Source organism: Clostridioides sp. ES-S-0108-01, from assembly GCF_020662285.1.
Taxonomy (GTDB): Bacteria; Bacillota; Clostridia; order Peptostreptococcales; family Peptostreptococcaceae; genus Clostridioides.
Genome location: NZ_JADGMN010000004.1, coordinates 159,794 through 185,660 on the forward strand (window position 1 = coordinate 159,794; position 25,867 = coordinate 185,660).

A 25,867-nucleotide genomic window follows, 5' to 3' on the forward strand; every position below is an offset into this window, starting at 1 on the left:
ATGAATAATATATGTAAGCTTACGAATATAACAAAATTTTATAAAGATAAGGAAGTTTTTAATAATATAAATTTAGAAATTAAAAAGGGCGAAATGCTTGCTATAACTGGGAAAAGTGGCACTGGAAAGAGTACAATTTTGAATATAATTGGATTGTTAGATAAAGTTGATAGTGGAAATATTGAGCTATTTGGAAAAGATGTTACTAATTTGTCAAGAAGAAATAAGGAAATATTATTAAGAAATAAAATATCGTATCTATTTCAAAACTTTGCTCTTATTGATAATTATACTATTGGTAAAAATCTAGATGTAGCATTATATTACTCTAAAATGAACAAAAAAGATAAGGAATTGCTAAAGTTAAGGGTTTTGAAAGACTTGGATTTAGAAATTTCATTAAATAAAAAAATATATTCTTTATCTGGTGGAGAACAACAAAGAATTGCTTTAGCAAGGATTCTTTTAAAACCTAGTGAACTCATATTAGCAGATGAACCTACTGGTTCATTAGATTCTAAAGCAAGAGAAAAAATATTGTCAACATTAAAGTTATTGAATGATAGAGGCAAAACAATCGTAATTGTAACTCATGATGATATTGTTGCAAATATTTGTAGCAGAACAATTAGTATTGATAAGTAAAAAATATTCCTAGTTATAAAAATAAAATTATAACTAGGAATATTTTTTATTAAATAATTTACAATCTAACGAATTTATAATTTTTATTGGCGTATTTGATTCTAGTAATAATGGGTAATAATAATTATTTAAAAAGTATCTAATCTTATTTAAAATACTCATTTTTTTTATTTATTAAAAGTAATATATAATTTTTTAAGAAATATAGTATCTTATTTATGATTTTAAAATCATAGATGAGATACTTTTTTATATTTTCTATAAAAATTAAACCCTACATTATACTACCAGATAAAACCTACATGCTATAATTTGACCTGTGTTTATGAAAAATAATGGGTAATCTAATAAAATAGTATTTTATTTAGGCATAATCACTACTATTATTTACTTCAAGAAATCTAAATAGAAACAATGTAGGAGGGAAAATATGAATAATGAATTTATAATTTTAAAAGGATGCAAAGAGAACAATTTAAAAAATGTATCTTTAAAAATACCTAAAAGAAAAATAACTATATTCACAGGTGTATCAGGTTCCGGAAAATCATCTATTGTATTCGAGACAATTGCAAAAGAATCCCAACGCCAGTTAAATGAAAGATTTAGTACTTTTATAAGAAGTTTTTTACCTAAGTATGGAGAAGTTAAAGCTGATTGTATAGAGAATCTATCAACTCCAATTATTGTAGACCAAAGTAGACTTGGTGGCAATTCAAGGTCAACTCTAGGGACTATTACAGATGTAAACTCATTTTTAAGAACCTTATATTCAAGATTTGGAAGTGAACGTATAGGTAATGCTAACATGTTTTCTTTTAACAATGTCGATGGTATGTGTCCAGACTGCCATGGACTTGGAAAAAAGCTAATGCCTAATATGAATAATATTCTTGATATGAATAAATCTCTAAATGAGGGAGCTATATTGCTTTCAGGGTTTGGAGTGGGTTCTTGGCACTGGAATATATTTGCTGAATCAAGATACTTTGACCTTGATAAAAAAATCTGTGATTATTCAGAAAAAGAGTTAGAAAAATTCTTATATGGTGAAGCAGAAAAGATTAAAGGAGAAAATGCTGGTCAAACTAATATGACATATGAAGGATTGTTAATTAAGTTTAATCGTCTATATTTAAGTAAACAAGTAGAAATCTCTGAAGCTACGAAGAAAAAAATGAGTAAACTTCTTATAGAAGATAAATGCCCTGTTTGTAATGGAAGGAGACTTCATGAAAGGGTGTACAAGTCTTTAATTAATGGCTATAACATAGCAGATTTAACTAGTATGCAAATTGATGAATTAGTTGAAATTATTAAAAATATAGATGAACCAGAAGCCCAACCTATACTTAAGGGAATAATAGAAAAATTAAATAGTATAATAGATATAGGTCTTGGGTATTTAAGTTTAGATAGAGAGACATCTTCTCTATCAGGGGGTGAATCTCAGCGTATAAAGATGGTTAAATATCTGAATAGTAATCTTGTAGATTTAATGTATATATTTGATGAACCAAGTGTAGGTCTTCATCCTAAAGATGTATATAAATTAAATAAACTTTTAAAACAATTACGTGATAAAGGAAATACAATTATAGTTGTTGAACATGACCCAGATGTCATTAAGATTGCAGACCATATTGTAGATGTAGGTCCAAAAGCTGGTAAGTATGGTGGAGAAGTTGTGTATGAAGGAAGTTATGAAAATTTACTTACAAGTGGGACAGTAACAGGAAATGCTTTAAATAAATTTCTTCCTATTAAAGAAAATGTAAGAGAACATAGAGGATATTTAGAAATTAAAAATTGCAATAAAAACAATTTAAAAAATGTATCTATTAATATACCTAAAGGTGTACTGACTTTAGTTACTGGAGTAGCAGGAGCAGGTAAAAGTACCTTAATTAAGGATGAATTCTTAAATCAAAATCCTAATGCTGTGCTTATAGACCAAAGCCCTGTGTCAGCAAATTCAAGGTCAAGTTTAGCAACATACAGTGGCATTATGAACAATATAAGAAGTATATTTTCAAAAACAAATGGAGTGAATTCTTCTTTATTTAGCTCAAATTCAGAAGGAGCTTGTGATAATTGTAAAGGGTCTGGAATAGTAGAGGTGAATCTTGCCTTTATGGATAGTATAAAGAGCGTTTGTAATATTTGTGAAGGTAAAAAATTTAAAAAAGAAGTTTTAGAATATAAGTTTCAAGGGAAGAATATAATAGAAGTTCTTGAAATGTCTGTATCAGATGCGATTGAATTTTTTAGTCTAAAGCAGATTAAAACAAAATTACAATGTATTGAAAAAATGGGAATAGGATACCTTACTTTAGGGCAAACTCTTGATACCTTATCTGGAGGAGAATGTCAAAGATTAAAGCTTGCTAGTGAATTGAATAAGGAAAGTTCAGTGTATATATTGGATGAGCCTACAACAGGTCTTCATATGGCTGATATTGAGAATTTTATAGATATAATTGAAGAAATTGTAGATAATGGAAATACTGTTATAATAATTGAACACAATATAGATGTAATTAAAAGAGCTGATTGGATTATTGATATGGGACCTGAAGGAGGAACAAAAGGTGGAAAAGTAATCTTTGAAGGTACTCCAAAACAATTATGTAATAATAAAGTATCATTAACAGCAAAGTATATAGTATAATGAATAAAATATAATAAATAAATGATATATTAATAAATATAATGGGTATGTAAAATGATACTTAAACTTAACAATATTAAATAATATGAGAAATATTCAAATTTAAATAAATATAGTGTCAGAAATTCGTTTAAATATCAAGATTTTAACGATTCTGGCATTTTTTCTTATTTTTATAGATAATATATAAGAAAATATTCTCTAATAGTTACTTTTTTGTGCCTACTTGCAAGTTTAATATTATAACTTTAACATGTAATTTATGGAATAATTTGTTGATGTATTAAAATGAGTACTATTACTAAATTAAAATTTAAATCTTGTTAAGTAAAACTCATAAAAAGGAGTGAGATAAATGATAAACGATATTTTGACATTATTATCTGAGAGAAGTGATTTTTTCATAAAATTATCTATAGAGCATTTGACTATTTCTACTATTTCTATAATAATCGCAATAGTTTTAGGTGGTATAATTGGTATCATTGTAAGTGAATTTCATAGTTCATCTAAACCCATATTGGGAACTATTAATTTTCTATATACCATTCCGTCGATTTCTATGCTAGGATTTTTAATACCATTTTCTGGAATTGGAAATACTACTGCTGTTATTGCTCTTACTATCTATGCATTATTGCCTATGGTTAGAAATACATATACTGGAATTACTAATGTAGATAAAAATATTCTTGAAGCGGCTAGAGGGATGGGAAGTACAGATTTTCAGATACTATATAAAATAAAGCTTCCACTAGCTTTACCAGTTATTATGTCTGGTATTAGAAACATGGTCATTATGACAATTGCATTAGCTGGTATTGCCTCGTTTATAGGTGCTGGAGGATTAGGTGTAGCCATATATAGAGGAATCACGACAAATAATACAGTAATGACAATTACTGGAAGTATACTTATCGCTTTATTAGCTTTAGTATTTGATTTTATTTTAGGATTAGTAGAGAGATTTTTTCAAATAAAAAGAAAAAAGAAAAATAGAAAAAAAGTTTTTTACATTCTAGGAAGTTTTATTCTCATATTAGCTATCTTTACATCATATTTCTTTAATTCTTCGAAGACTCAAACTATTCATATTGCTACAAAACCTATGACTGAACAATATATCCTTGGTGAGATGTTGGATATTTTAATTGAAAAGAATACTGGTCTAAAAGTAGAAATTACACAAGGTGTAGGTGGAGGAACATCTAATATTCAGCCAGCTATGGAAAATGGAGAATTTGATATTTATCCAGAGTATACAGGGACAGGTTGGAATATGGTACTTAAGAAAAATGAATTATATACTGAAGATATGTTTAGCAAACTACAATCAGAATATAAAAATAAACTTAAAATGCAATGGACTGGTATGTATGGTTTTTCTAATAGCTATGCATTGGCAGTTAGAAGAGAAGTTGCAGATAAATATAATTTAAAAAATATATCAGATTTAAAGGATGCATCTTTTAAATTAACATTTGGAGCAGAATATGATTTTTATGAGAGAGAGGATGGATATACTCCATTGTGTAATACATATGGATTAAACTTTAAAAACACAGTTGACTTAGATATTGGATTAAAATATCAAGCTATCAATGAGGGTAAAATTGATGTAATGCCTATATTTACAACTGATGGTCAGTATAGTGTTTCAGACGTTGTAGTTTTAAAGGATGATAAAAACTTCTATCCATCTTATCAATGTGGAAATGTTGTTCGTTCAGAAGTATTAGAGGAACATCCAGAGTTATCAAAAGTATTTAAAATGGTTGAAAATACTTTGACTGACAAGGAAATGGCTAAAATGAATTATGGTGTAGAAAACAACAATTTAGAGCCTAGAGAAGTTGCACATGAGTTTTTGAGTAAAAAAGGTCTTTTATAATTGGAGGAAATATAATGACACCTATTATACAATTTAAAAATATTGAAAAACAATATGATGATAAAACTATCATAAATAATCTTAATTTAGATATAGAAAAAGGAGAATTTTTAACTGTTATTGGTTCATCTGGTTCTGGTAAAACAACACTTTTAAAAATGATTAATGGTTTAATTTTGCCAGATGGTGGCAATATCTTGATAAATCAAACAGATATTAAAAATGAGGACTTAATTAAGTTAAGAAGAAAAATAGGATATTGTGTGCAGGGAAGTGTTCTTTTTCCTCATATGACTGTTGAAGAAAACATTTCATATGTACCAAATCTTTTCAATAAAAAAAATAAATCAGAAGTGAAAAATGCTGTAGACAAGTGGATGGAGATAGTGGGATTACCGAATGATATGAAAGTCCGCTATCCATCAGAATTATCGGGTGGGCAACAACAACGTGTAGGTATTGCAAGAGCTTTAGCTTCTTCACCAGAAATTTTACTAATGGATGAACCTTTTGGTGCAGTCGATGAGATTACACGAAAGCAATTACAAAAAGAGATAAAAGAAATTCATAAAAAAACAGGAGTTACAATTATATTTATTACACATGATATTTATGAAGCTTTGATTTTAGGTACAAAAACTTTGGTATTAAATCATGGGATTATTCAACAGTATGATACTCCTAAGAATATTTTAAATTCTCCTGCTAATCAATTTGTAGACCAATTATTGAATATAAGAAAATCTATAATAGAGGATGAGGATTTAAAGGAATAGATTAAAAAATAAATCTAAATTAAAAATTAAATTATTATAGTAAAATCTATTGCCTTAGAGTTAACTTCAAGTTGTATACTTGAAGTGTAAAAAAGTTAGATTAAGGCATAGGGGGAATTAGAAATGAGTAGAGAAGAAGATTTAGGTGTAGGAGCAGTTTTTCCTATTGGTGAGGAAAATAAGGCATTTGCACAGTATTTTACAGGAGAATGTTATTTAAATATGCTTAGCACGAATGGAGTATCAATTGGAAATGTAACATTTGCACCTTCTACAATAAATTCATGGCATATACACCATAAGGGAGGGCAAATTTTACTTGTAACTGGAGGTAGAGGATATTATCAAGAATTTGGAAAGCCAGCTCAGGAATTACATGCAGGTGATGTAGTAAATATACCACCAGATGTAAAACACTGGCATGGAGCTGCACATGATAGTTGGTTTCAGCATCTAGCTGTAGAGGTGCCTGCTGAGGGTGCCTTCAATGAATGGTTGGAGCCTGTATCTGATGAAGATTATAGTAAACTTAAATAAAAAGCTAATAAGTTGTAAGCGTAGTTAACAGATAAGTCTATAAAGCTTTGGAAATAAGGAATGTTACAAGTATGTTTCTATAAGAGTTGAAATATTAAATCTTATAAAGGGTGAGGTGTTCTGATACGAATGAATCCAGAAAATGAATTACTTAGAAATCTAGATAAATTACATACAACAGAATTAGGTGTGGTAAGAATTAAGAAAAACCTTTCTTTGGAGACAAATGATGTAGTGAACTGGTGTAAAACTAAAATAGAATCTTCAAGTGCTGTTATTAATAGAAAGGGAAAGAACTGGTATATAAGTGTAGATAATTGTATTATAACAGTAAATGCTTATAGCTACACAATCATTACAGCTCATAAAGAAAAGAAATGAATTGCAACATATAGAAATTAGGAGTATTTTATGCTATCTATTGTGTAGTAAATTTATTATAATAAGTTCATCAGAGTCATTTATAAGTTTACTCATATTACTATGTATTACACAAGATACTATATTTAAAAAAATCCTTGTGAATCCTAGCAATATAACAAGAGCTTTGGCAAATTTAGAAAAAGAAGGATTCATCACTAGAAAGCCAAGTGTAAAGGAAAAAAGAACATGGCATTTATACCCTACAGAGAAATCTTTAGAATGTTATGATGAAATATTAAGAATAACAAATGGATATGTAGAAGAATTGTTGAGTTCGTTTGAGAAAGAAGAGAAAGAGTTATTTATATCAATGTTAGAAAAGGTGGCCTTTCTAGCTATTGATAAATATATTAAATTAATTTTTATTAATTAACACTAAAATAATATTCATGTGTAACTTTAGGGTGCATTTTCAGGAGCTACAGTTAGATTGTAGAGTGTAGATACTCTGCCTTGCTTGAGAAGGTTGTTTAAAAAACAATCAAATTTTCATAATAGCTCAAGAAAATGCACTATTTACAATGTTTATTTTGTTTTGTGTACAATTTTAGAAATAATTACTCTAATCAAATCTAAGATTATGCCATAAATAAGAAAAGAAAATATAGATGCTATGTACCAATAAATCGAAATTGACCCCATAATCGTTCTACATGGTATTTGCATACCTGAATCCATAAAAACAAGAAAACTATCAGTGCGAGAAATAATAGATAAGATAGGATTTAAGCTTATTAGAACAATAATTTTTGAGTCTTGACCAATTTGATGCATATAAATCTCAAATAATGCTATTAAAAGAAACCAAAATGTAAAAGATTTAACTATTTTTTTTCATTAAAATACTTCGAAAATACCTTGCCTAATATAAATTCTGTTAGTCTTGTTTACCTAATATAATTGTTTATCTCCACTCAGTTACATCACTTAATTGTAATCTAGGTCTTCTTGATGGTTCTTCATCAGGATAACCCAAAGATATTGCTGCGACCAATTGACTTTCTGTATCTAGCCACTCACATAATTCACGATATGCAAAATATACATCACAAATCCAAAGACTACCTAGACCTAATTCTACAGCCTCAAGTGACATGTTTTGAATTGCAGCTCCAATTGATTGTATATTTGCCATTTCATAAAAGCGTTCTTCAGCAGATAAGCTTTCTAAAGGTGATTTACCTAATATGTTTAAAATAAAGATTGTTACTGGAGCTTGTTCCATAATTTTAACTGTGTAATTTGCACCAGCAATATGTTGACGACTTTCTGGAAGAAGTCCATTGTCATCAATTTCATTTTGAATGCCTTTAGTCATAGCTTTAAGCATAGATTCTTTTTCCTTTTCAGTGACAACAACAAAACGCCATGGTTGTCTGTTTTTAGATGAAGGTGCATTTATTCCAGCTTCAATTATTTTCTCTATAGTTTCATGTGAAATGCTTTGATTTTTATATTTTCTAATGCTGCGTCTTTTTGATATAGAATCACTTATCATCTTAAGTAACCTCCGTTTATTTTTGGGGAAAATTCCTTTGAGTTTTATTTTCTATTTTTAATTATTTTAGCATTAATCTGGAAAAAAGTCATTGATTTTAGTATCAGATTATTAATGATTATATTAAGAATTGTATCAAAGATTATATGATTATACTAATGGATTGTATTAGGTATAATATTTAATACTGACGGTATCAAAGGTTGTATTTAGTATTATATTAGGATTATATTGAATTAAGGTTTATAATTGAAAAATAAACTATAAAAACTCAATATTGTTTTTTTAGACATAAAAAAGAATACTTTAGGTGGTTTGTATTAAAGATTAAAAGAGTTAAGATTGGATACTTATAAATGTAAGTATGATAAATAAGAATAATAAATATGATAATCTGTATATTTACATTAGGAGCTTTTTATAATATAATTATTTAAAACTAAATATGAATACTGGAATTATTTAAGCCTTGAAATTGTATAAAAATAAATATAAGTATTGAGGTGGTGATGTAGTGAGATTAGATATGGATAGTATGTTATATATACTAATTTATATGACATTATTGGTATCCATTATTGGAAGTATATTTTATTTTTGCAAAGACCTCTTAAATCATAAAATTAAATATGTTTTAATGAGAAACTTATTTGCAAATAGAACTGCATATTCTGAAGAAAGATTGCCTAAACAATATATAGTTTTTCAGAAATATGATATTTGGAGGTATTGTAGTTTATTTTAATTTGAAATGGATCTGTTATAATTCTAAAGATTAAAAATAAAAGGAGAGAATAAAATGGATTTCATTTCAAGTATATTGCAAGGATTATTAAGTATATTATTTAACTTTACAGGAGATTTTGGAATTTCTATTGTACTTATAACTTTAATAGTGAAGTTAGTACTAATGCCACTATCATTAAAACAAAGGTTTTCTGTGAAAAAACAGCAAGAATTAGCAGAAAAAATGGAACATATAAAAGAAAAGTATAAGAATGATACTAAGGAACTGGAAAAACAAATACAAGTAAATTCTGTAGAAAGTATGAAGAGTATGCTGGGGTGCCTTATAGTTTTAGTACAAATGCCAGTAGTATATGCTTTATATCATGTATGTTTAGATATGACAAAGGGATTTACAACAATTATAATTCCGTGGATTGCTAATTTAGGTGCATTTGATAACTTATTTATATTACCTTGTATATATACATTAATTATGTTAGCTTCAAACTTAGTGAATTATATACCATATTTTAGGATAAATTCTCAGGCAAAGTTTAATAAACAAATGGCTATAGTAACTACTATAACAAGTCTTATATTGACTGTTAGAACTCCAGTAGCCATAGGTCTGTATTTTATAACAAGTGCAATTTATTCATTAGTTGAAGATATTTGTTTTAGAATATATTTTAATCGAAAAAATGGAACAGTAATAAAGTAATATAATTATTATTCTAGAAATATTTTAGCCTGTTAACAGGAGATAAAGTTAGCAGGCTATTTTTATCAATAATATCAACGCTATTAATAAGAGTATAAAAAAATACTATCAAAATACTATGAAAAAATAGTTGATAAATAAATTAATATAAGCTAAAATAAAGTCTACAAAAAATAGTTAAAAAATAAAAATGCTAAAATACTAGTTGTAAAAGATGAAAAAATGCAAGGTATTATTGTAGAATATATGCAAAAAGGAGGATATACTTGTATAATTGCTGATGATGGAGTAGAGGAACTTACAATATTAAACAACAATAATATAGATTTAGTGATATTGGATATTATGATGCTATATTTAGATGGATTTTCAGTGTGTAGAGTTTCACGTGAAATGACTAGTATACCTATTATTATATTGACAACTAAAGGTGAAGAGGAAGACAAATTAAAGGGTTATGAATATGGTGCAGATGATTATATAACAAAACCATTTAGCTCAAAGTACTTTTAACAAAAGTTAATTCCTTATTACTTAGATACACTATTGATATTCCAAAAAATTCATTGAGTTTAGGAAAGATTTTTCTAAATTTTTTACTTCTAAATAACAAAAGAATAGAGCTTAGCACCATTCTTTTGTTGTTCATTATAATATTCTCAATTAAAGTTAACTTTAAGGCAAGTATCTATTATAATTCTTCACCATTTGAAGCGATAACTTTTTTGTACCATTCAAATGATTTTTTCTTCGTTCGTTTCAAAGTGCCATTACCTTCATCATCACAATCAACATAGATAAATCCATAACGTTTACTCATTTGTCCGGTGCTGGCTGCAACTAAATCAATACAACCCCAAGTCGTATAACCGAGTAGTTCTACACCGTCGATTTCTACTGCATCCTTGAATGCTTGAATATGTTTTTTCAAATAATCAATACGATAATCGTCTTCAACATAACCATTTTTATCTGGTGTATCAATTGAACCTAAGCCATTTTCAACAATAAATAAGGGTTTTTGATAACGGTCATACATTTGATTTAAGGAATTTCTTAAACCAAGAGGATCAATCTGCCATCCCCATTCAGTAGAAGGAAGGTATTCATTTTTGATTGATGGGAACAAATTTCCTGTTGCCTGTGCATAATCCTCTGGATACGCACTAACCGTTCGTGAACAATAATAAGAAAATGTGACGAAATCTACTGGTGAAGCCACGAGAATTTCTTTATCGCCATTTTTCATTTGAATATTCAAACCTTCACGTTCAAATTTTTTCAAGGCATAGTTTGGATATTTACCACGTGCTTGTACATCAATAAAAAAATAACCTTCTCTATCACGATTAATTGCTTCTTGGTAGTCTTCTGGTTGGCAAGTGTATGGATAATGGCTTCCACCAGCTAACATACATCCAACCATATTTTCGCTATCTACCTCATGAGCAATTTTCGTTGCTAATGCACTCGCAACTAATTGATGATGCGCTGCCTGATATTTAATTTCTTGCTTGTTATCGCCTTCTTTAAAGACGATTCCTCCACCTACAAAGGGTTGGTGAAGTAAAATATTGATTTCGTTGATTGTTAACCAGTATTTAACTAGTCCTTTATAACGTTTAATTACCGTTTCTGCATAGTTAGCATAAAAATCAATTAACTTGCGGTTTTTCCAGCCACCATATTCTTTGATTAAATGAACAGGAACATCAAAATGGGCAATTGTTACTAATGGTTCAATATTATGTTTTCTTAATTCCCTAAAAATATTTTCGTAAAAGATTAGACCTTCTTCGTTAGGTTCTTTATCATTGCCATTTGGAAAGATACGAGACCATGAAAGAGACATCCTATAGACTTTAAAACCCATTTCTGCGAATAACTGTATATCTTCCATATATCTATGATACATATCAATCGCAACTTTTGCTGGATAATAATATCCTTCTTGCCACTCCAACATTTCTAAATCACCAGATGCTACTTTCTTCCTATCTGGTCCTGTTGGAAGAAGGTCTACATTTGATAAACCCCTTCCACTTTCTAACGCGCCACCTTCAGCTTGGTTAGCAGCTGTTGCGCCACCCCATAAAAAATTTTTACTTAATGCCATATTAAATCACTCCTAAACTCTGATTGCTAATACATCTTCATCTTTATTTATATTTCCTTGTTTAATTGTTTCAATTGACGAATACTGAGGTGTATTGGTTACCACAACTGGAACTTGAGTTGGGTAGCCAGCTTCTTTAATTTTATTTACATCAAAAGTTAGTAGTAATTGACCTTTTGTTACCTTTTGATTTACTTCAACTAATGCATCAAAATATTGACCATTCAATTCGACTGTGTTCAAGCCAACATGGATTAAAATTTCAACACCAGTATCAGAAACTAGACCAATAGCATGCTTTGTAGGGAAAACTGCTACAACTTTTCCATTGAATGGTGCAAAAACTTCTCCTTCAGATGGCTCAACTGCAAATCCTTTACCTAATGCTTCTGATGCGAAAGCTTCATCTTGAACCTGATTTAATGGAATCACGGTACCAGGAATTGGACTAATTAGACGAGTATCATCTAAAACAACTGGTTTGATTTCTGGAACTTCTTCTACTTCCTCTTCTTTTTCATATTTAAAGCTTAAAATATATGTAAATGTTGCAGTAACAGCTGCTGAAATAATCAAAGCAATGATGATGTTCCAGAAGAATTTCATTGTATCATCACCAATATAGAGTAACACTGCTGGTAATCCAGATGAACCAGTTGCAAAACGGTGTGTATTTGTCAATCCAGCATAAAGACCACCAGATGCTCCACCAATCATTGCGGCAATCAATGGATATCTTTTAGGTAAGTTAACTCCATAAAGTGTTGGTTCAGTAATTCCCATATAAGCCGTAATCGAACCAGAAATTGCTACTTGTTTTAATTTCTTATTTTTTGTGCGGAAAGCAACTACAGCAGATGCAGTTGCTTGAGCAATATTTGAAACCAAAGCACCTGGTCCAAAGATACTGTCATAACCTAATTCAGCCATTTGCATAACTCCAAGTGGAGCCACTCCATTGTGTAAACCAAACATAACCATGACTGGTAGTAAACCACCGATAAGAACAGCTGGTAACCAACTTACATTCACACTTAAGTAAGTAAAGAATGTTGCTAAGTAGCCACCAAGAATACTTCCAATTGGACCTAACAGTGAAAAGGCTAATGTTCCCATAATAAGGAATGTCAACATTGGAACAAACACTAACTCTATTGATTTAGGAATAACTCTTCTTAAGAATTTTTCTACATATGATTGGGAAAAAATAACAATTAAAATAGGGATAACAGAACCAGTATAATTAACTAAAGTAAATGGTATAAATCCGAAAAAGTTTACTGGATTACCCGCAGTTACAAGTGCTCCCCAGTTTGGATGCATCATCATTGCTGCAACAGAAACTGCAAGAATTGGATTACATCTCAATTTTTGTGCAACAGTAAATGCTAAAATCATTGGTAGGAATAAGAATACTCCATCAGCAAATAGATTTAGCATGTAATATGTTTGAGAACCAGGTGTGATAACATTAAATACAATTAAAAGTGCTAAAACTGCTTTAACCATTCCGGCACCAGATAATGCTGGAATAACTGGTTGGAAAGTTCCTGCAACAAAATCAATTACTATGGCAACAGGACCTTTTTTTTCTGATGAACTGCTATCACTTGAACTTTGAACATCAATATTCTTTTCAATTTCTTCAAATACATCTTTTATATGTGTTCCAATTACTACTTGGTGGACACCAGCATTATTGATATATTTAGTAACACCATCTAAATTCTCTAGCTTATCTTTGTTTAACTTCGATTCATCTGCTAATTTAAAGCGTAATCTAGTTTGACAATGATATGCATCAGTAATGTTTTCTTTGCCACCTAATTGTTGAATAATATCTTTTGCCAACTGTTCATATTTTTTACTCATACAAACCACTCCTAAATAAATTTAAAGAAAATTTATGCTGTCACCGGTAAGACATAATGTTCCTTCTGGATACAATTTATCATTTATAGATAGCTTTTCCAATAGTTTTAACCAAACTCGAAATAGATTCCATATTATTTTCAAATACACTATTTTTTGTGAAATTTATTTTATGATTTAAAAAAATCATATTGATATAATGTTTACTTTAACTGATATACTTTTCGTAAAAAGAGAGCATGATAACAAAATTTTTTTAATTAATTAAAGAAACTTCAAGGAGTTTGTGATTCCACATTAACGGAACGAGGTATTGAACAATAATTCTATATAAACTAACTATTACATTCATTTGAAAGATTAGCTTTTTAAGAGGTAATTTAGTAAAAAAAAGGAACTCACTATTTTTAGTGAATTCCTTTTCGGTTAAAAATCTTCAGATATATCTTTAAAGGTGGCTTTTCTGCTCGATTCCAACGTACGAGAGTTTTCAATTTTCGTCTGCATGTTCTGATTATAATTCAATGAAAATATTTTTGCATATAGAATGTTCAAAATGAATTGAATCGATTCTTCAGTAGAGAAATTCGCAATCTTTGAATACAATTTCTCTCTACTTGATATATTCAGAACAATTGTAGAATAGTCTCGTAAATAATTATCTCCACAACTTGTAATACTAATTATAGGGACACTATTATTCAAAAGTAACTTTACGTTTTTCATTGGATAGGAATCAGAATTATTTCCAGAATAAGATATAATTACTGCGCAATCCTTGTGAGTCAGCATATTCGAAACAAGACCAGATTCATCTGCATCTGTAACAAACGCTTTTTTATGAATTGTATTCAAATTTCTTTTAAACAATTCTCCAAAATACGAATTTGGACTTCTTCCATAAATCATAATGGTTTGTGCATCATTAAGAATTTGAGCTGCCTTGTTTATATCTAAAACTGACATTAAAGAAGTTGTTTCTTTTATTGTTTGAATACGAAGATTCGCAATATTTTCAATGATTTCCAATGTATCTGATGAACTATTAAATGGTATATTAATATCTACATCAAGATGACTATCATCAAAGTGAGCAAGCTCATGTGTAAAAGCATAAACGAACTCTTTCCAACCAGAATAATCAAAGTATTTTGCAAAGCGAACCAATGTTGGTTTAGAAGTATGGGTCATTCGTGCAATTTCATCCATCGAATAGCTTGCTAATTTCGTTCTATTTGTTAAAAGAAATTCTCCGATTGTACGTCTTGCATCATTTTGTTTAAAAACAGTTTCTTTGATTTTTTGAAAAAGATACATAATAAGTCACACTCCTAAAATTCAAACAATCATTTACTAAGTCTTCTCATTTCACAATTATTTTAGATTCATAATTTGTAATTTTTTTACCTAGTCTAAATACATTATCATTGATTTGTGACATAATTGCTTTTCTAGATAGACCTTGACCATTTGGTCCATCAAACATTTTTTGATGAACTTTTGTTGCTAGAATAATTTCATCTCGATTTGCATAATCCTTTAAAACTTTTCCTAAAATCTCTTCGCTACGTCCTAGAGAATAAACATTTGCTGTATCAAAAAAATTGATTCCTAAATCTAGTGCACGTTTAATAATTGGACGACTTTCTTCTTCCTCTAATACCCACTTGTGAATCCAGTTATTTGGATTACCAAAACTCATTGTTCCTAGACAAATTCTTGAAACATCCATCCCTGTATTTCCTAATTTAACGTATTCCATTTATATTCCTCCTTAGTATTTTTCTAAACAGTCATATACTTATTAAAAATCAATGTAATAAAACCAATACAACATAATAACAATCCAGTGATAATTATTTGATTGCTTGCGCTTGTGTTTGAACTGAAAAAGGAAATAGCTTGAGAAGCATATGGAGCGAGAGTTGCCCCCAAGTTATAAGCAACTAAGACAACAGTCGTTCCAAATTTTGCTACTTCCTCTCCGCCGGTAGTAAACGTATGCATAAAGTAAGGCATAATATTACGAAAAGCAAAACCTAAAATCAATGAACAAATTAAAATAAATATAATAGAGGAAGACAAATTAGTTAAAAAGATACTTATACCCGCAATGAATGCTGCAATAGGTAACAGCCATCGTTTCAAATACATATACGTTACTCCAAATAAATTTCCTGCAATAAAAGCTCCTGCTGCAATGGCTGCAATCATATTACTACCATTTGTCGCATTACCAATACTTCGTTCAATTAATAGTGGTGTGATTTGCAAATTGTAATTAATGAACAAAAGAACGATACAAAATAAAATAAAACCTAAAAGAATAGATTTCGTTCTCCGTTCTTTTGAAACCGAAACTTGTGTATCAATTTCTTCCGTATTTACAAGATTCAATCTTTGATTCGGAATAAAAATAGCAACAAAAATTAAACTAACAATAGCAAAGCCATAAACTATGAAGGAAATTGACCAGTTTATTTTTATTAGTTGTCCAACACTTATTGTCATAATAATACCGCCCAAACCTTCACAAGCACTTTCTAATCCCAATGCTTTTGCTTTATTTCTAGTATCTTTTTGGTACAAACTGCTAATCATTTGAATTAATAAGCGATTAAATAAACCAATACCTAGTCCCAATAAACATCTTGAAAGAAATAGAATAAAAAAACTACCTTGATACCAAGCAGGTAATGTTCCAAAGATACCTACTATGATTAATCCTGTAATGATGGTATATTTCTTACCTATCCTATTTTCAATTAAACTAGTTAAAAAGACACCAATCACTAAAAATAGTGATGGAATCGTGGTTAGAAGTCCAACGTATACTGGGCTTACATAGGGGAAGCTTTGTATAATTGCTGGGTTATTTGCAGAAATGGCCGGTGCGGAATTAACAATCAGAGCAACTGATAATAAGGCAATTAATTTCATTGAAAAAAATGTCATTTTATCTCCTTTATCGACAGTTTTACTTTAGCAAGCAGTCAATTGATTGCTAGAGTAAAACAAATTATTCTTTATCATCAAAAATTTCTTTTGCTAAATTAAATGCTGACCATGCTTTTGGCCATCCAGCATAAAAAGAAAGATGTGTAATTAATTCTACGATTTCTTCTTTAGTTACACCGTTTTCTTTAGCAATATTTAGATGTGCTTCTAATTGTGGGACACCTTGTGTTAAAAGACTTGCTATAGTAATTAAGCTACGATCTCTAGGAGACAGTTCTTTTTCACGTGCCCATATTTCTCCAAATAATATATCATCATTTAATGTAGCAAATTGTGGAGCAAATTCACCTAAGTTATCTCTTCCAGCTGTTTGTTTTTTCATGTTTTATTCCTTCTTTCTTATTTTTTACTTCTTCAGATTTTGCCATTTATATCTCCTCCGTTACTGGATATTGAGTAAGCCAATTTGAAACAGCATTATCAGCTTTATCACCTCAAAAAAGCTATAACATAAACTCGAATAGCTTACAAGTTAATGTTACAGCTTTATTTACATATCGTCCAATACCTATTAGGCTTAGTTTTATGCTTTCAAAGCATGTTTCATTTTTTTTATGAATGTTAGAACTGTTGAACTACGTATTGCATCTTTTTTCCATACAAGAACACAATTAGTTTCCATAGAAGGAGTAAAAGGAAGAAATTTTGTGTTGTCTTTTCGATTATCAACTGCACCTTTAATTGCCAGAGCTACACCAACTTTGTTTTCAACTAAAGAGATTACATTAAAAATTAAATTGTATTTTCCAATAATGTTTAAATCATCTTCTGTAAAATTTCCCCATGAACAAAGCATATTCTGTACTTCTTTTCGACTTGAACAAATTAATGGTACACCCAAAATTTCTTTTGCAGAAACACTGTGTTGATTCGTTAAAAAATGTTCAGTAGATACCAACAACCCCCATATTTCTTTATCTGGTAAAACCAACTTATTATACTTATCTACAGGAGCTGGTTCTATTAACAGTGCTACATCTAAAAGACCTTTATCCAATTTTTCAACTATATCATTGCTTGTTCCACTAAAGATACTGAAGGTTACTTGTGGATGGTCTGCAATCATTTCCTCTAACATTTGTGACAAAAAATGAGAGCTATTTGCTTCTACACAACCTATTGAAATTTGACCCTTCAAGATTGCATTTTGATAGTTAGCAAATTCCTGTTCAGTCTTTTCATTCAATTCCAAAATTTCTTCTGCTCTTTTTTTCAAGAACATTCCTGGTTCGGTTAAATAAAGTTTTTTGTTTTGTCGTATGAATAAGTCAATATGTAAACTTTCTTCAAATTCTCTAATTTGTCTACTTAATGTAGGTTGAGTGATATGAAGTTTTTTTGCAGCTTGGGTAATATTCTGTTCTTCTGCTACTGTAAGGAAGTATTTTAACATTCTAATTTCCATTTACGCCAACCTCCTTCATATTTTTTAAAGGGTTTTAATTGTTTATTTCAGAAAAATCATGATTAATAATTAATAATAGCTCGGGAGTTTCATCTTCATAGTAGGTAAATTTTAAAATACACCAATTGCTAATTTTATTGGAATCAATTTTACTAATGACTCCAATAACATATAAAATGACGATAAGGAGTACCATGAGATGTATATATCCAATATATTTCAACGTATCCTAAGTACTTTAAAAAGTTTGGAAGTAAGTATCATCAAAAAATCTCATTACTTGTAAAGTATTCTCTAGGAATTTTAGCTTGTTGAATTACTGTTGCTGTTAATGGAGAATCACGCCAACCTTGTAGACGAATTAAATATAAAACCTTTTTCATTTTATCACCTCAAATTTATTATACACGTTAAAGTTACCTTTAACACAAGTAAGTATTTGATTCAATTTGTTTATTTAGTCATTACTATATATTTCACTTCGATTTCACAAGAGAGATATTTTGATTTCACCGAATAGAAATAAAATAAGTTTAAATAAATTAAAAAAATCGAAGGGTAGTTAAATAAACTTAGAAGGTGGAGTACCTATGAAATGGTATACATGGTGGACTATTATATTGATAGTCTTGGTTTCTATTCACTTAAAATTAAGTTTGAAAGTGGTGGGGTAGACGACAAAAAGAAAAAAATGATGAAGGAGGTTGTGATAGACGATAAAAGTCGAAGAGTTAACATTTTCTTATGGAAAAGACAAGCAGATATTTTGTATAGTGTAATAGTTAATTTTATTTTATAGTTACTTAATGTAATTTAGTAAGAAGTTCAATATAATTAAAGCCACTTAGTAGAAAATTTAGTATGTACTTAAATTATGCAAATAACTTTGTTTTCCTCCGTTTCTATCATAAATTTAATTGTTGATATGAAGTGAAACGGAGGTATTATTATATAAAATTAATATAAGATAGTATCAAAATGTTATTTGATATAGAAATTATGTAATTTAAAATATATATTTTAAATTACATAATTATTTTTAATCAGATAAATCAAGTTGAACTATTTAAGTATATCATTCGGATTTTTCTGAATTAAATATTCCTTGTTTGTAAAACTGTTTTGAGTAGGGAATAGCCAAGGCAAAAAATAAGAGTATAATACCTGCTACAATTATTAAATTATTAATAGATATTACATCTGCCATTGGACCAAAAATCACCATACCAAGAGGTATAAAACCAGTATATATAATAATAGGTAAGCTAAGAACTCGACCTTGCATTTGTGGTGCTACATGCTCTTGCAACATAGTCATAGCTGATGCTTGAATGATTGGAATTGAAAAATTCGTAAAAAACATAAATATAAAAAATTGCCAAGCTTGTGTTACAAGACCTAGAATAATTGAAAAAATAGCATAAGATAATATCGCTATAAAAAAGGTCTTATTTCTATTTTTAAAGCCACCAAAAACACCTATAATCAATCCACCTAAAACCATACCTAAAAATCCAATCATTTCAATAATAGACAAATATATATAGCCCTTGCCAAATGTTCGTTCAATCAAAAGCCCTATAAGAAATCCTGATGGAACACAAAGAAGCATGAATGCCCCATAAGTGAAAAGTACTTTTCTAATGAACTTATCTGAAAAACAGTACTTTATTCCTGATACCATATCTGCAAAAAATGAGACTTTTTCAGTTTGTTTTGGTATGTCATGTTTAGGAATTTTGATGAATATCAACAATACAATAGCAATAATTGCAGTAAATACATCGATTAAAAGAACTTGATTTATTTTATTACCAAAGCCAAGGATTGCCGCAGCCACAATAGGAACTATAAATTGTACTATAGACTGTAGGCTACCATTTATACCATTAAAACGCATTAAATGTTCTTCTGGTACAAGTTGAGGAATCATTGCATTTACAGCAGGTGTTTGTACACCACTTCCTAGTGAACGTATAACAGATATTACTGCTATGGCTATTAGTTCGCTTGTTGTTCCATTTGATGACATCATAAATAGAATTAGAACTAATGTAGATATAGCAATTATTGCATCTGATATAATTATGAGTAATTTTCGATTGTAGTAATCTGCCCATACACCAGCAAAAAAAGAAATTATCATTTGAGGTATAAAGGAACATACAGTTAAAACTGTTACCCAGACACCTGATGATGTTTGAAGTGTGACATACCATATCATTGCCATCTGTACAAGTGATGAGCCAAATAAGGAAATATATTGGCTTGCTAAAAAAATAATGACTTTTTTCTTCCATGTAGAATGAGTATTTTTATTTTCCATCCTATTCCTCCTTTGATTTATGTGTTGAATTTTTCTCGCTCTTAAGGATAACACACAAATCAAAGTCTGGAGTTAGGGTGGAGGGTTAGGAAAATTGTTTTTTCATAGTTTGAAGATGAGATTTCATGGTTTTTGCGTTATGTTCAGCTTCTTTCAATGAAGTTATCAATTTGTCACATACTGAGATAATTTCATCATCATCATTTGGAGTGTCAAGGACAGTTTTAATATTAGTATCAGGGTTAGAAGATAAAGCATTTAGCATTCGTAAAATCGCTGAAAGAGAATAGTTTGCTAAACGAAGTGAATTGATAATTTTAAGTCGTTTTATATCTTCGTCAGTATATACACGATAACCATTCTGTTTTCTTTTTACTTTTAGCAAACCATTCATTTCCCAGTTTCTTAAAGTATCTATTGTAACATTTAAGTGTTCAGCAGTTTCTTTTCTAGTTAAAAAGAGTTTATCTGTTTCCTGAGTATTTCCATTTAAAATCTGTGTAACAATGGCAAGTGCTTCTTCAGCATTAGATTTTTCTATTTCTAATTGTTGCAAGTAGTGATTTACAAGACAAATAGCCTTGTCAAAATCTTTATTTGCTGATGTTTTGATAATCTCAAGAGCATTTTTTCTCAATCCTCTTTGTAGAACCTCAATTTTTAAGGCTGTACGGGCAAATCTAAATTGTTCTATATGAAAATCATTAAAGATACGATAACCATTAGTGTTACGCTCGGGCTTAGGTATTAAGTTGAGTTCCTCATATAAACGTACAGTATTAGGATGTACACCAATTAAATCTGCTACCTCTGATGTCGTGTAAGTCTCCATTAGTATTCAACTCCTTTTAGATATATAGTACTAGTCATAATAACACCAAACAAAAGTCTGGTGTTATAGTGGAGGGTTTGGTTATCTAAGAGTAATTAGTCTATTTAAGAGTAATTACTATTCATTTTAACTGATTCTTCAATCCACGATTTAGATATAATATGTTTATTATTCCAAATACCATCATTTAAATACAGAAAACCAAATCGCAACATATCTCTAGCACTCAATGTAAGTCCCCAGCCACCTATAGAATAGCCCTGTCTATCTTTCGCCCAACCCTTAAGATTTTTTCCAAAGAAATCTTCAAAACCAAAATCTTTCATATCATAATCTAGTATAACTTTCATACCAATAGGTTTAAATAAGTACTCATTAGCAAATTCACGAGCAGATTTTCCAGTAGTTTTTGTTATAATAGCTGAAAGTAGGTGCGTTCCAGCTGAAGAATATTTGAAAGTACCAATTTCACCTTTTTGACCAAGCTGATTCAAGGTATATTTTATCCAATCTTTTTGTTTGCAAAGTCTCTCTAAAGACTCAGTCATATTTTTAAAAGGGTATGGTGCAGTCATTGTAAGTAGGTGACGTATAGTTACTGCTTTTTTACATATTTCAGAAGGACTACAAGTATATTCAGGGAAAAAATCAACAACCTTTTGGTCAACATCTTTTATATATCCTTTATCTATTGCAATACCTATTAAGGCTGATATAATACTTTTTGTAACTGATGCAACATGGAAAGTATCATCGGCACTATATCCATTATAGTACTTTTCAAAGACAATTTTCCCATTTTTTGCGATAATTATTCCATTTATATTGCCATATTGTGAGATTATTAAAGGTTCGAGTTGTGAAAGCTTTTCTAAACTCATGCCAACACTTGAAGGGTCTACTTTTTCAAAAATTAAGTCTGAGCAGTTGTTTTTATTCATTATAGATACCTTCCTGTTATAGACTTTGGATTTTCTTTTAGAGCTTTTGGAGAGCCTTCTGCAATTATATAACCTCCTTTGTCACCACCTTCTGGACCAAGCTCAACAATCCAGTCGCAAACATTTAAAACATCTATATCATGTTCAACAACAATTACAGAGTTTCCATTTGCTACCAACTCATCCAACAGTTGAATTAGTTTGGCAGTATCATACAGACTTAGACCAGTAGTTGGCTCATCCAATACATAAAGGATATTACCATTTCGTTTTTTACCAATTTCCTTTGCAAGCTTGACCCTTTGAGATTCACCTCCACTTAAAGTCGGTGTAGGTTGACCCAATTTTATATATCCCATACCTATTTGTTCCAGTACATTTAAGTGTGAAACAATACTTGGCATATCTTCAAAGAAATTTACAGCTTCAGAGACACTCATATTTAAAACATCATGGATATTTTTATTTTTGTATTTAATAGATAAAGATTCATCATTAAATCTTTTTCCATGACATTTACTGCATATATGGTCTATACTTAGGTTATTTCCCAACCAGACTTTTTCATATCCACTACCACTACATTTAGGACAAGCACCTTTAGAGTTAAATGAAAAGTGACCAGATGTAAATCCTCGCTCTAATGATTTTGGCTGACCTGCAAATAGTGTACGTATCTTATCCCATATACCAATATAAGAAGCAGGAGTTGAGTTCATATTTTTGCCAATAGGAGACTGAGATATCTCTGAATATCCAGAAATATACCTAGTACCAATCAATCTATCTGCAATAGTATCAACAACTGCATAATCATCGTCTTCATCACCTATTTCACTCTCTGTAGAATTTGTTTGATTATTGCTAGTGTGGTTATTAAACTGACTTCTAAGAAGAGGAAGTAAAGTGTCTGATATAAGTGAACTCTTGCCACTACCTGATTTACCAGATATTCCAACCATAGCACCTAAAGGTAATGATACTGTTACATTTTTAAGGTTATTTGTATTTGCATTTTGAATAGTTATACAAGGTATTTTATCAGTATGTGTAATATTTTTAGTAGTTGTTCTATTAGGCATTGAATATTTTCCAGATAGATATTGTCCAGTAAGTGATTTTTCAGATTGAAGTAGACCTTCTAAATCTCCTTGATATACTAATTGACCACCTTCAATACCAGCCTTTGGACCAATATCAATAATATGTTCTGCCATCTCAATTGTGTTTTTATCATGTTCAACTACTATAACTGTATTGCCTAAGTCTTTAAGTTTCTTTATGGATTTTAAGATGTCTATTTTTTCTGATTCATGTAATCCAGCAGTTGGCTCATCAAGCACATAAATTAATGAATCCATCTCTGAATCCAGATGTGAATTTAAAAATAGTCTTTGCATTTCACCACCACTCAAAGTTGACATTTCTCTGTATAAGGATAGATGACCTAATCGTGATTCTATTAGATGTCTAGTTTTGGCTAAAATATCATTTACAAGGTTTGTACCAAATGTATTTAAATTACCTTGGTTTAATAAGATTTTAAGGAACTCATCAATTTCTAAAATCGTCATTTTCCCAAGTTCTCCAATATGTTTTCCGTTTAAGAGTACTCCACGTGCTTCTTCACCAATTTTGAAACCATTGCAATCAGAACAAGCAGTCATAGTATAAACTCCATTCAAATCTTCCCCTCTTTTGTAACGGTTGTGATATAGCTTTGATAAACAAGAACTTTTTTTGCCATTTTCATAATGACCATAGAGTACTTCATTTTTTACTTCTTCAGGTAATTGTAAGAATTGCATCTCTAAATAATCGTTGAATTTTTTAGAGAATACTCTCAAATATCCTGGTGTAATTTTTGCCCTATCTAAGACTTGTTTTAGAGTATCGCGTTTATCGAGAATTAACTTTTCAATATTAATCTCAAAATATGCCCCATGTCCAGAACATTTCATACACATTCCATCTGAAGAATTGTATGAGAAATAACTTGGTCTCAATCGCTCTTCTTCATTCCCACAATTATTGCAAATTAGATTATTCTCTACAGGTGTATTACACATTGTACACATTATTTGCCCTTCTACTGAGTACAGTAGTGTAAGCATATTGAGAATATTGGTTCTTGTGCCAACTGTCGAACGAGGATTACTCTGGCGGATAATATTTTGTTGAACAGCTATAGTAGGAGCTAAACCTTGAATATTATCGAACTTATCCTCATTATCAATACCTGCAAGTATGCCTAAAGATTGCAGGTATTGTTTACGTCCTTCCTCAAATACAATATCAAACATAAGGCTAGATTTACCTGAGCCACTGACACCTGTTGCAACAACAAGTTTATCTTTGGGAATAGAAACATCTATATTTTTAAGATTGTGTATCTTTGCTCCATTAATTTTTATTTCTTTCATTGGTTCACCTCATTTTATCAATTTTATCAAACCGTAAAATAGGAATATGTTAATCCTTAATACAAGAATAGCTTAGATGAGGTTGTTAAAAAGGTTCTATAGGTAAATATATATCGACCAAGTGTCTATTTTGATGGTGATTATGTGGGTTGTTAAGATATACTTCAAAAGGGAAGGAGGCACGTAACTTATAATTACCATTCGATAGCCATTCATTATACATAAAATCCCACGCATCACTATATTCAGATTTTGAAATATCAAAATGTCCCACAAGATATTTTCCAGAAGGTATTATCATATTGCCAAGGTTGTCATTCTCTTTGACAACAATGTTATCTGGAATGGTCATACAAATACTAGTCCTCAATTGATGCTCCTGTGTAAATTGTGGATTATCATGATAAATGGCTAATATTTTTGTGTTTTCAAGTCCAATTAGATTCTGTTCACTTGCATATTTGAATAACCGTTCTAAAAGTTTTGGGAAAGTACTAGTTAGATTACCATATGAACCAGTATATCTAGTGTAAATAGTATTCATATTATCAAGTTCTAGAATTTCAATTTCACCTTTAACCTCTCTAGTATTCTTACATTTAGGTTTTGATATGCTTCTATTGTACTGAGAAATTTTATATGGTTCTTTGCAATTCTTGCTATAATTATTTCTATATTTTATAGGGCTTATTTTATAATAATTTTTAAATGCTCTAGAAAAAACTGCAGAATCAGTAAAGCCAAAGTAATGTGCAATATCAGTAATTGTCATATCAGTACGATGAATAAGAAAAGAAGTTGCGTTCTCTAACTTTAGTCTATTTACATACTGAGACAAAGTTTCTTTTTCTATAGTTTTGAAAATTCTATGAAAATGAAACTTTGAAAAACCTGCTATATTGGAAAGCTCATCAAGGGAAAGAGGTTCATGTAAATGTTCTTCTATATAGTCTTGTACTTTGCAAATACGATTTATATATTCTTTTTTACTTTTAGAGTTTGTCATAACTATTCCTCCTCATTGTGTAAAATATGTATATTAA

Annotated in this window: 24 protein-coding genes; 11 read left to right on the plus strand and 13 right to left on the minus strand. The window is 29.8% G+C overall.

Annotation, left to right across the window (positions count from 1 at the left end):
* From IR152_RS05865 to IR152_RS05895, 7 genes are all read left to right on the plus strand, one after another.
* On the plus strand, nucleotides 1-645 hold the full coding sequence (locus IR152_RS05865; RefSeq protein ID WP_227450863.1) for a putative bacteriocin export ABC transporter: 645 nt from the start codon (nucleotides 1-3) through the stop codon (nucleotides 643-645).
* Nucleotides 646-1,075: 430 nt separating this feature from the next.
* Nucleotides 1,076-3,316, plus strand: coding sequence for an ATP-binding cassette domain-containing protein (locus IR152_RS05870; RefSeq protein WP_227450864.1), 2,241 nt, complete (start codon nucleotides 1,076-1,078; stop codon nucleotides 3,314-3,316).
* Nucleotides 3,317-3,671: 355 nt separating this feature from the next.
* A complete protein-coding gene (locus IR152_RS05875; protein ID WP_227450865.1) occupies nucleotides 3,672-5,207 on the plus strand; it encodes a glycine betaine ABC transporter substrate-binding protein in 1,536 nt (511 codons plus the stop codon).
* A 14-nt stretch (nucleotides 5,208-5,221) separates the two neighbouring features.
* On the plus strand, nucleotides 5,222-5,983 hold the full coding sequence (locus tag IR152_RS05880; RefSeq protein WP_227450866.1) for an ABC transporter ATP-binding protein: 762 nt from the start codon (nucleotides 5,222-5,224) through the stop codon (nucleotides 5,981-5,983).
* A 123-nt stretch (nucleotides 5,984-6,106) separates the two neighbouring features.
* A complete protein-coding gene (locus tag IR152_RS05885; protein ID WP_227450867.1) occupies nucleotides 6,107-6,520 on the plus strand; it encodes a cupin domain-containing protein in 414 nt (137 codons plus the stop codon).
* A gap of 129 nt (nucleotides 6,521-6,649) precedes the next feature.
* Nucleotides 6,650-6,901, plus strand: coding sequence for a DUF3781 domain-containing protein (locus IR152_RS05890; protein ID WP_227450868.1), 252 nt, complete (start codon nucleotides 6,650-6,652; stop codon nucleotides 6,899-6,901).
* On the plus strand, nucleotides 6,855-7,316 hold the full coding sequence (locus IR152_RS05895; RefSeq protein WP_227450869.1) for a MarR family transcriptional regulator: 462 nt from the start codon (nucleotides 6,855-6,857) through the stop codon (nucleotides 7,314-7,316). The genes IR152_RS05890 and IR152_RS05895 overlap by 47 nt, the downstream gene beginning before the upstream one ends.
* 531 nt (nucleotides 7,317-7,847) lie before the next feature.
* Here the strand turns inward: IR152_RS05895 and IR152_RS05900 are convergent.
* Nucleotides 7,848-8,441, minus strand: a complete 594-nt coding sequence (locus IR152_RS05900; protein ID WP_227450870.1) for a nitroreductase family protein — start codon at nucleotides 8,439-8,441, stop codon at nucleotides 7,848-7,850.
* Between the two features lie 514 nt (nucleotides 8,442-8,955).
* On the opposite strand from IR152_RS05900, the gene IR152_RS05905 reads away from it, so the two are divergent.
* The 3 genes from IR152_RS05905 to IR152_RS05915 all read left to right on the plus strand — a co-directional run bounded on the left by IR152_RS05905 (nucleotide 8,956) and on the right by IR152_RS05915 (nucleotide 10,404).
* On the plus strand, nucleotides 8,956-9,186 hold the full coding sequence (locus IR152_RS05905) for a hypothetical protein (protein WP_227450871.1): 231 nt from the start codon (nucleotides 8,956-8,958) through the stop codon (nucleotides 9,184-9,186).
* Between the two features lie 54 nt (nucleotides 9,187-9,240).
* On the plus strand, nucleotides 9,241-9,891 hold the full coding sequence (locus tag IR152_RS05910; protein ID WP_227450872.1) for a YidC/Oxa1 family membrane protein insertase: 651 nt from the start codon (nucleotides 9,241-9,243) through the stop codon (nucleotides 9,889-9,891).
* A gap of 222 nt (nucleotides 9,892-10,113) precedes the next feature.
* Complete coding sequence (locus IR152_RS05915; protein ID WP_413927472.1) at nucleotides 10,114-10,404, plus strand: response regulator; 291 nt, start codon at nucleotides 10,114-10,116, stop codon at nucleotides 10,402-10,404.
* Nucleotides 10,405-10,582: 178 nt separating this feature from the next.
* Here the strand turns inward: IR152_RS05915 and IR152_RS05920 are convergent, their stop codons facing one another.
* From IR152_RS05920 to IR152_RS05950, 7 genes are all read right to left on the minus strand, one after another.
* Nucleotides 10,583-12,007, minus strand: coding sequence for a 6-phospho-beta-glucosidase (locus IR152_RS05920; RefSeq protein WP_227450873.1), 1,425 nt, complete (start codon nucleotides 12,005-12,007; stop codon nucleotides 10,583-10,585).
* Between the two features lie 12 nt (nucleotides 12,008-12,019).
* Entirely contained in the window at nucleotides 12,020-13,879 is a 1,860-nt protein-coding gene (locus IR152_RS05925) for a beta-glucoside-specific PTS transporter subunit IIABC (RefSeq protein WP_227450874.1), read from the minus strand.
* A 426-nt stretch (nucleotides 13,880-14,305) separates the two neighbouring features.
* The gene (locus tag IR152_RS05930) at nucleotides 14,306-15,196 is read right to left on the minus strand and encodes a MurR/RpiR family transcriptional regulator (RefSeq protein ID WP_227450875.1); all 891 of its coding nucleotides are present in this window, start codon (nucleotides 15,194-15,196) and stop codon (nucleotides 14,306-14,308) included.
* Between the two features lie 46 nt (nucleotides 15,197-15,242).
* Nucleotides 15,243-15,641, minus strand: a complete 399-nt coding sequence (locus IR152_RS05935; RefSeq protein ID WP_227450876.1) for an aldo/keto reductase — start codon at nucleotides 15,639-15,641, stop codon at nucleotides 15,243-15,245.
* A 23-nt stretch (nucleotides 15,642-15,664) separates the two neighbouring features.
* Nucleotides 15,665-16,819 carry an MFS transporter gene (locus IR152_RS05940; RefSeq protein WP_227450877.1) on the minus strand — a complete coding sequence of 385 codons (1,155 nt, stop codon included), beginning with the start codon at nucleotides 16,817-16,819 and terminating at the stop codon, nucleotides 15,665-15,667.
* 79 nt (nucleotides 16,820-16,898) lie between these two features.
* Complete coding sequence (locus IR152_RS05945; RefSeq protein WP_227450878.1) at nucleotides 16,899-17,219, minus strand: carboxymuconolactone decarboxylase family protein; 321 nt, start codon at nucleotides 17,217-17,219, stop codon at nucleotides 16,899-16,901.
* A gap of 201 nt (nucleotides 17,220-17,420) precedes the next feature.
* A complete protein-coding gene (locus IR152_RS05950; protein ID WP_227450879.1) occupies nucleotides 17,421-18,302 on the minus strand; it encodes a LysR family transcriptional regulator in 882 nt (293 codons plus the stop codon).
* Between the two features lie 595 nt (nucleotides 18,303-18,897).
* Here IR152_RS05950 and IR152_RS05955 point away from each other — a divergent pair.
* Nucleotides 18,898-19,101, plus strand: a complete 204-nt coding sequence (locus tag IR152_RS05955) for a hypothetical protein (RefSeq protein WP_227450880.1) — start codon at nucleotides 18,898-18,900, stop codon at nucleotides 19,099-19,101.
* 276 nt (nucleotides 19,102-19,377) lie between these two features.
* On the opposite strand, the gene cme is transcribed toward IR152_RS05955, so the two are convergent.
* The 5 genes from cme to IR152_RS05980 form a co-directional block, all read right to left on the minus strand.
* A complete protein-coding gene (gene cme, locus IR152_RS05960; RefSeq protein ID WP_227450940.1) occupies nucleotides 19,378-20,628 on the minus strand; it encodes a multidrug efflux MFS transporter Cme in 1,251 nt (416 codons plus the stop codon).
* An 85-nt stretch (nucleotides 20,629-20,713) separates the two neighbouring features.
* Complete coding sequence (locus IR152_RS05965; RefSeq protein WP_227450881.1) at nucleotides 20,714-21,460, minus strand: MerR family transcriptional regulator; 747 nt, start codon at nucleotides 21,458-21,460, stop codon at nucleotides 20,714-20,716.
* 104 nt (nucleotides 21,461-21,564) lie between these two features.
* Nucleotides 21,565-22,401 carry a serine hydrolase domain-containing protein gene (locus IR152_RS05970; RefSeq protein ID WP_227450882.1) on the minus strand — a complete coding sequence of 279 codons (837 nt, stop codon included), beginning with the start codon at nucleotides 22,399-22,401 and terminating at the stop codon, nucleotides 21,565-21,567.
* Nucleotides 22,401-24,824, minus strand: a complete 2,424-nt coding sequence (locus IR152_RS05975; protein WP_227450883.1) for an excinuclease ABC subunit UvrA — start codon at nucleotides 24,822-24,824, stop codon at nucleotides 22,401-22,403. The genes IR152_RS05970 and IR152_RS05975 overlap by 1 nt, the downstream gene beginning before the upstream one ends.
* An 85-nt stretch (nucleotides 24,825-24,909) precedes the next feature.
* Nucleotides 24,910-25,830 carry an AraC family transcriptional regulator gene (locus IR152_RS05980; protein WP_227450884.1) on the minus strand — a complete coding sequence of 307 codons (921 nt, stop codon included), beginning with the start codon at nucleotides 25,828-25,830 and terminating at the stop codon, nucleotides 24,910-24,912.
* Between the last annotated feature and the right edge of the window lie 37 nt (nucleotides 25,831-25,867).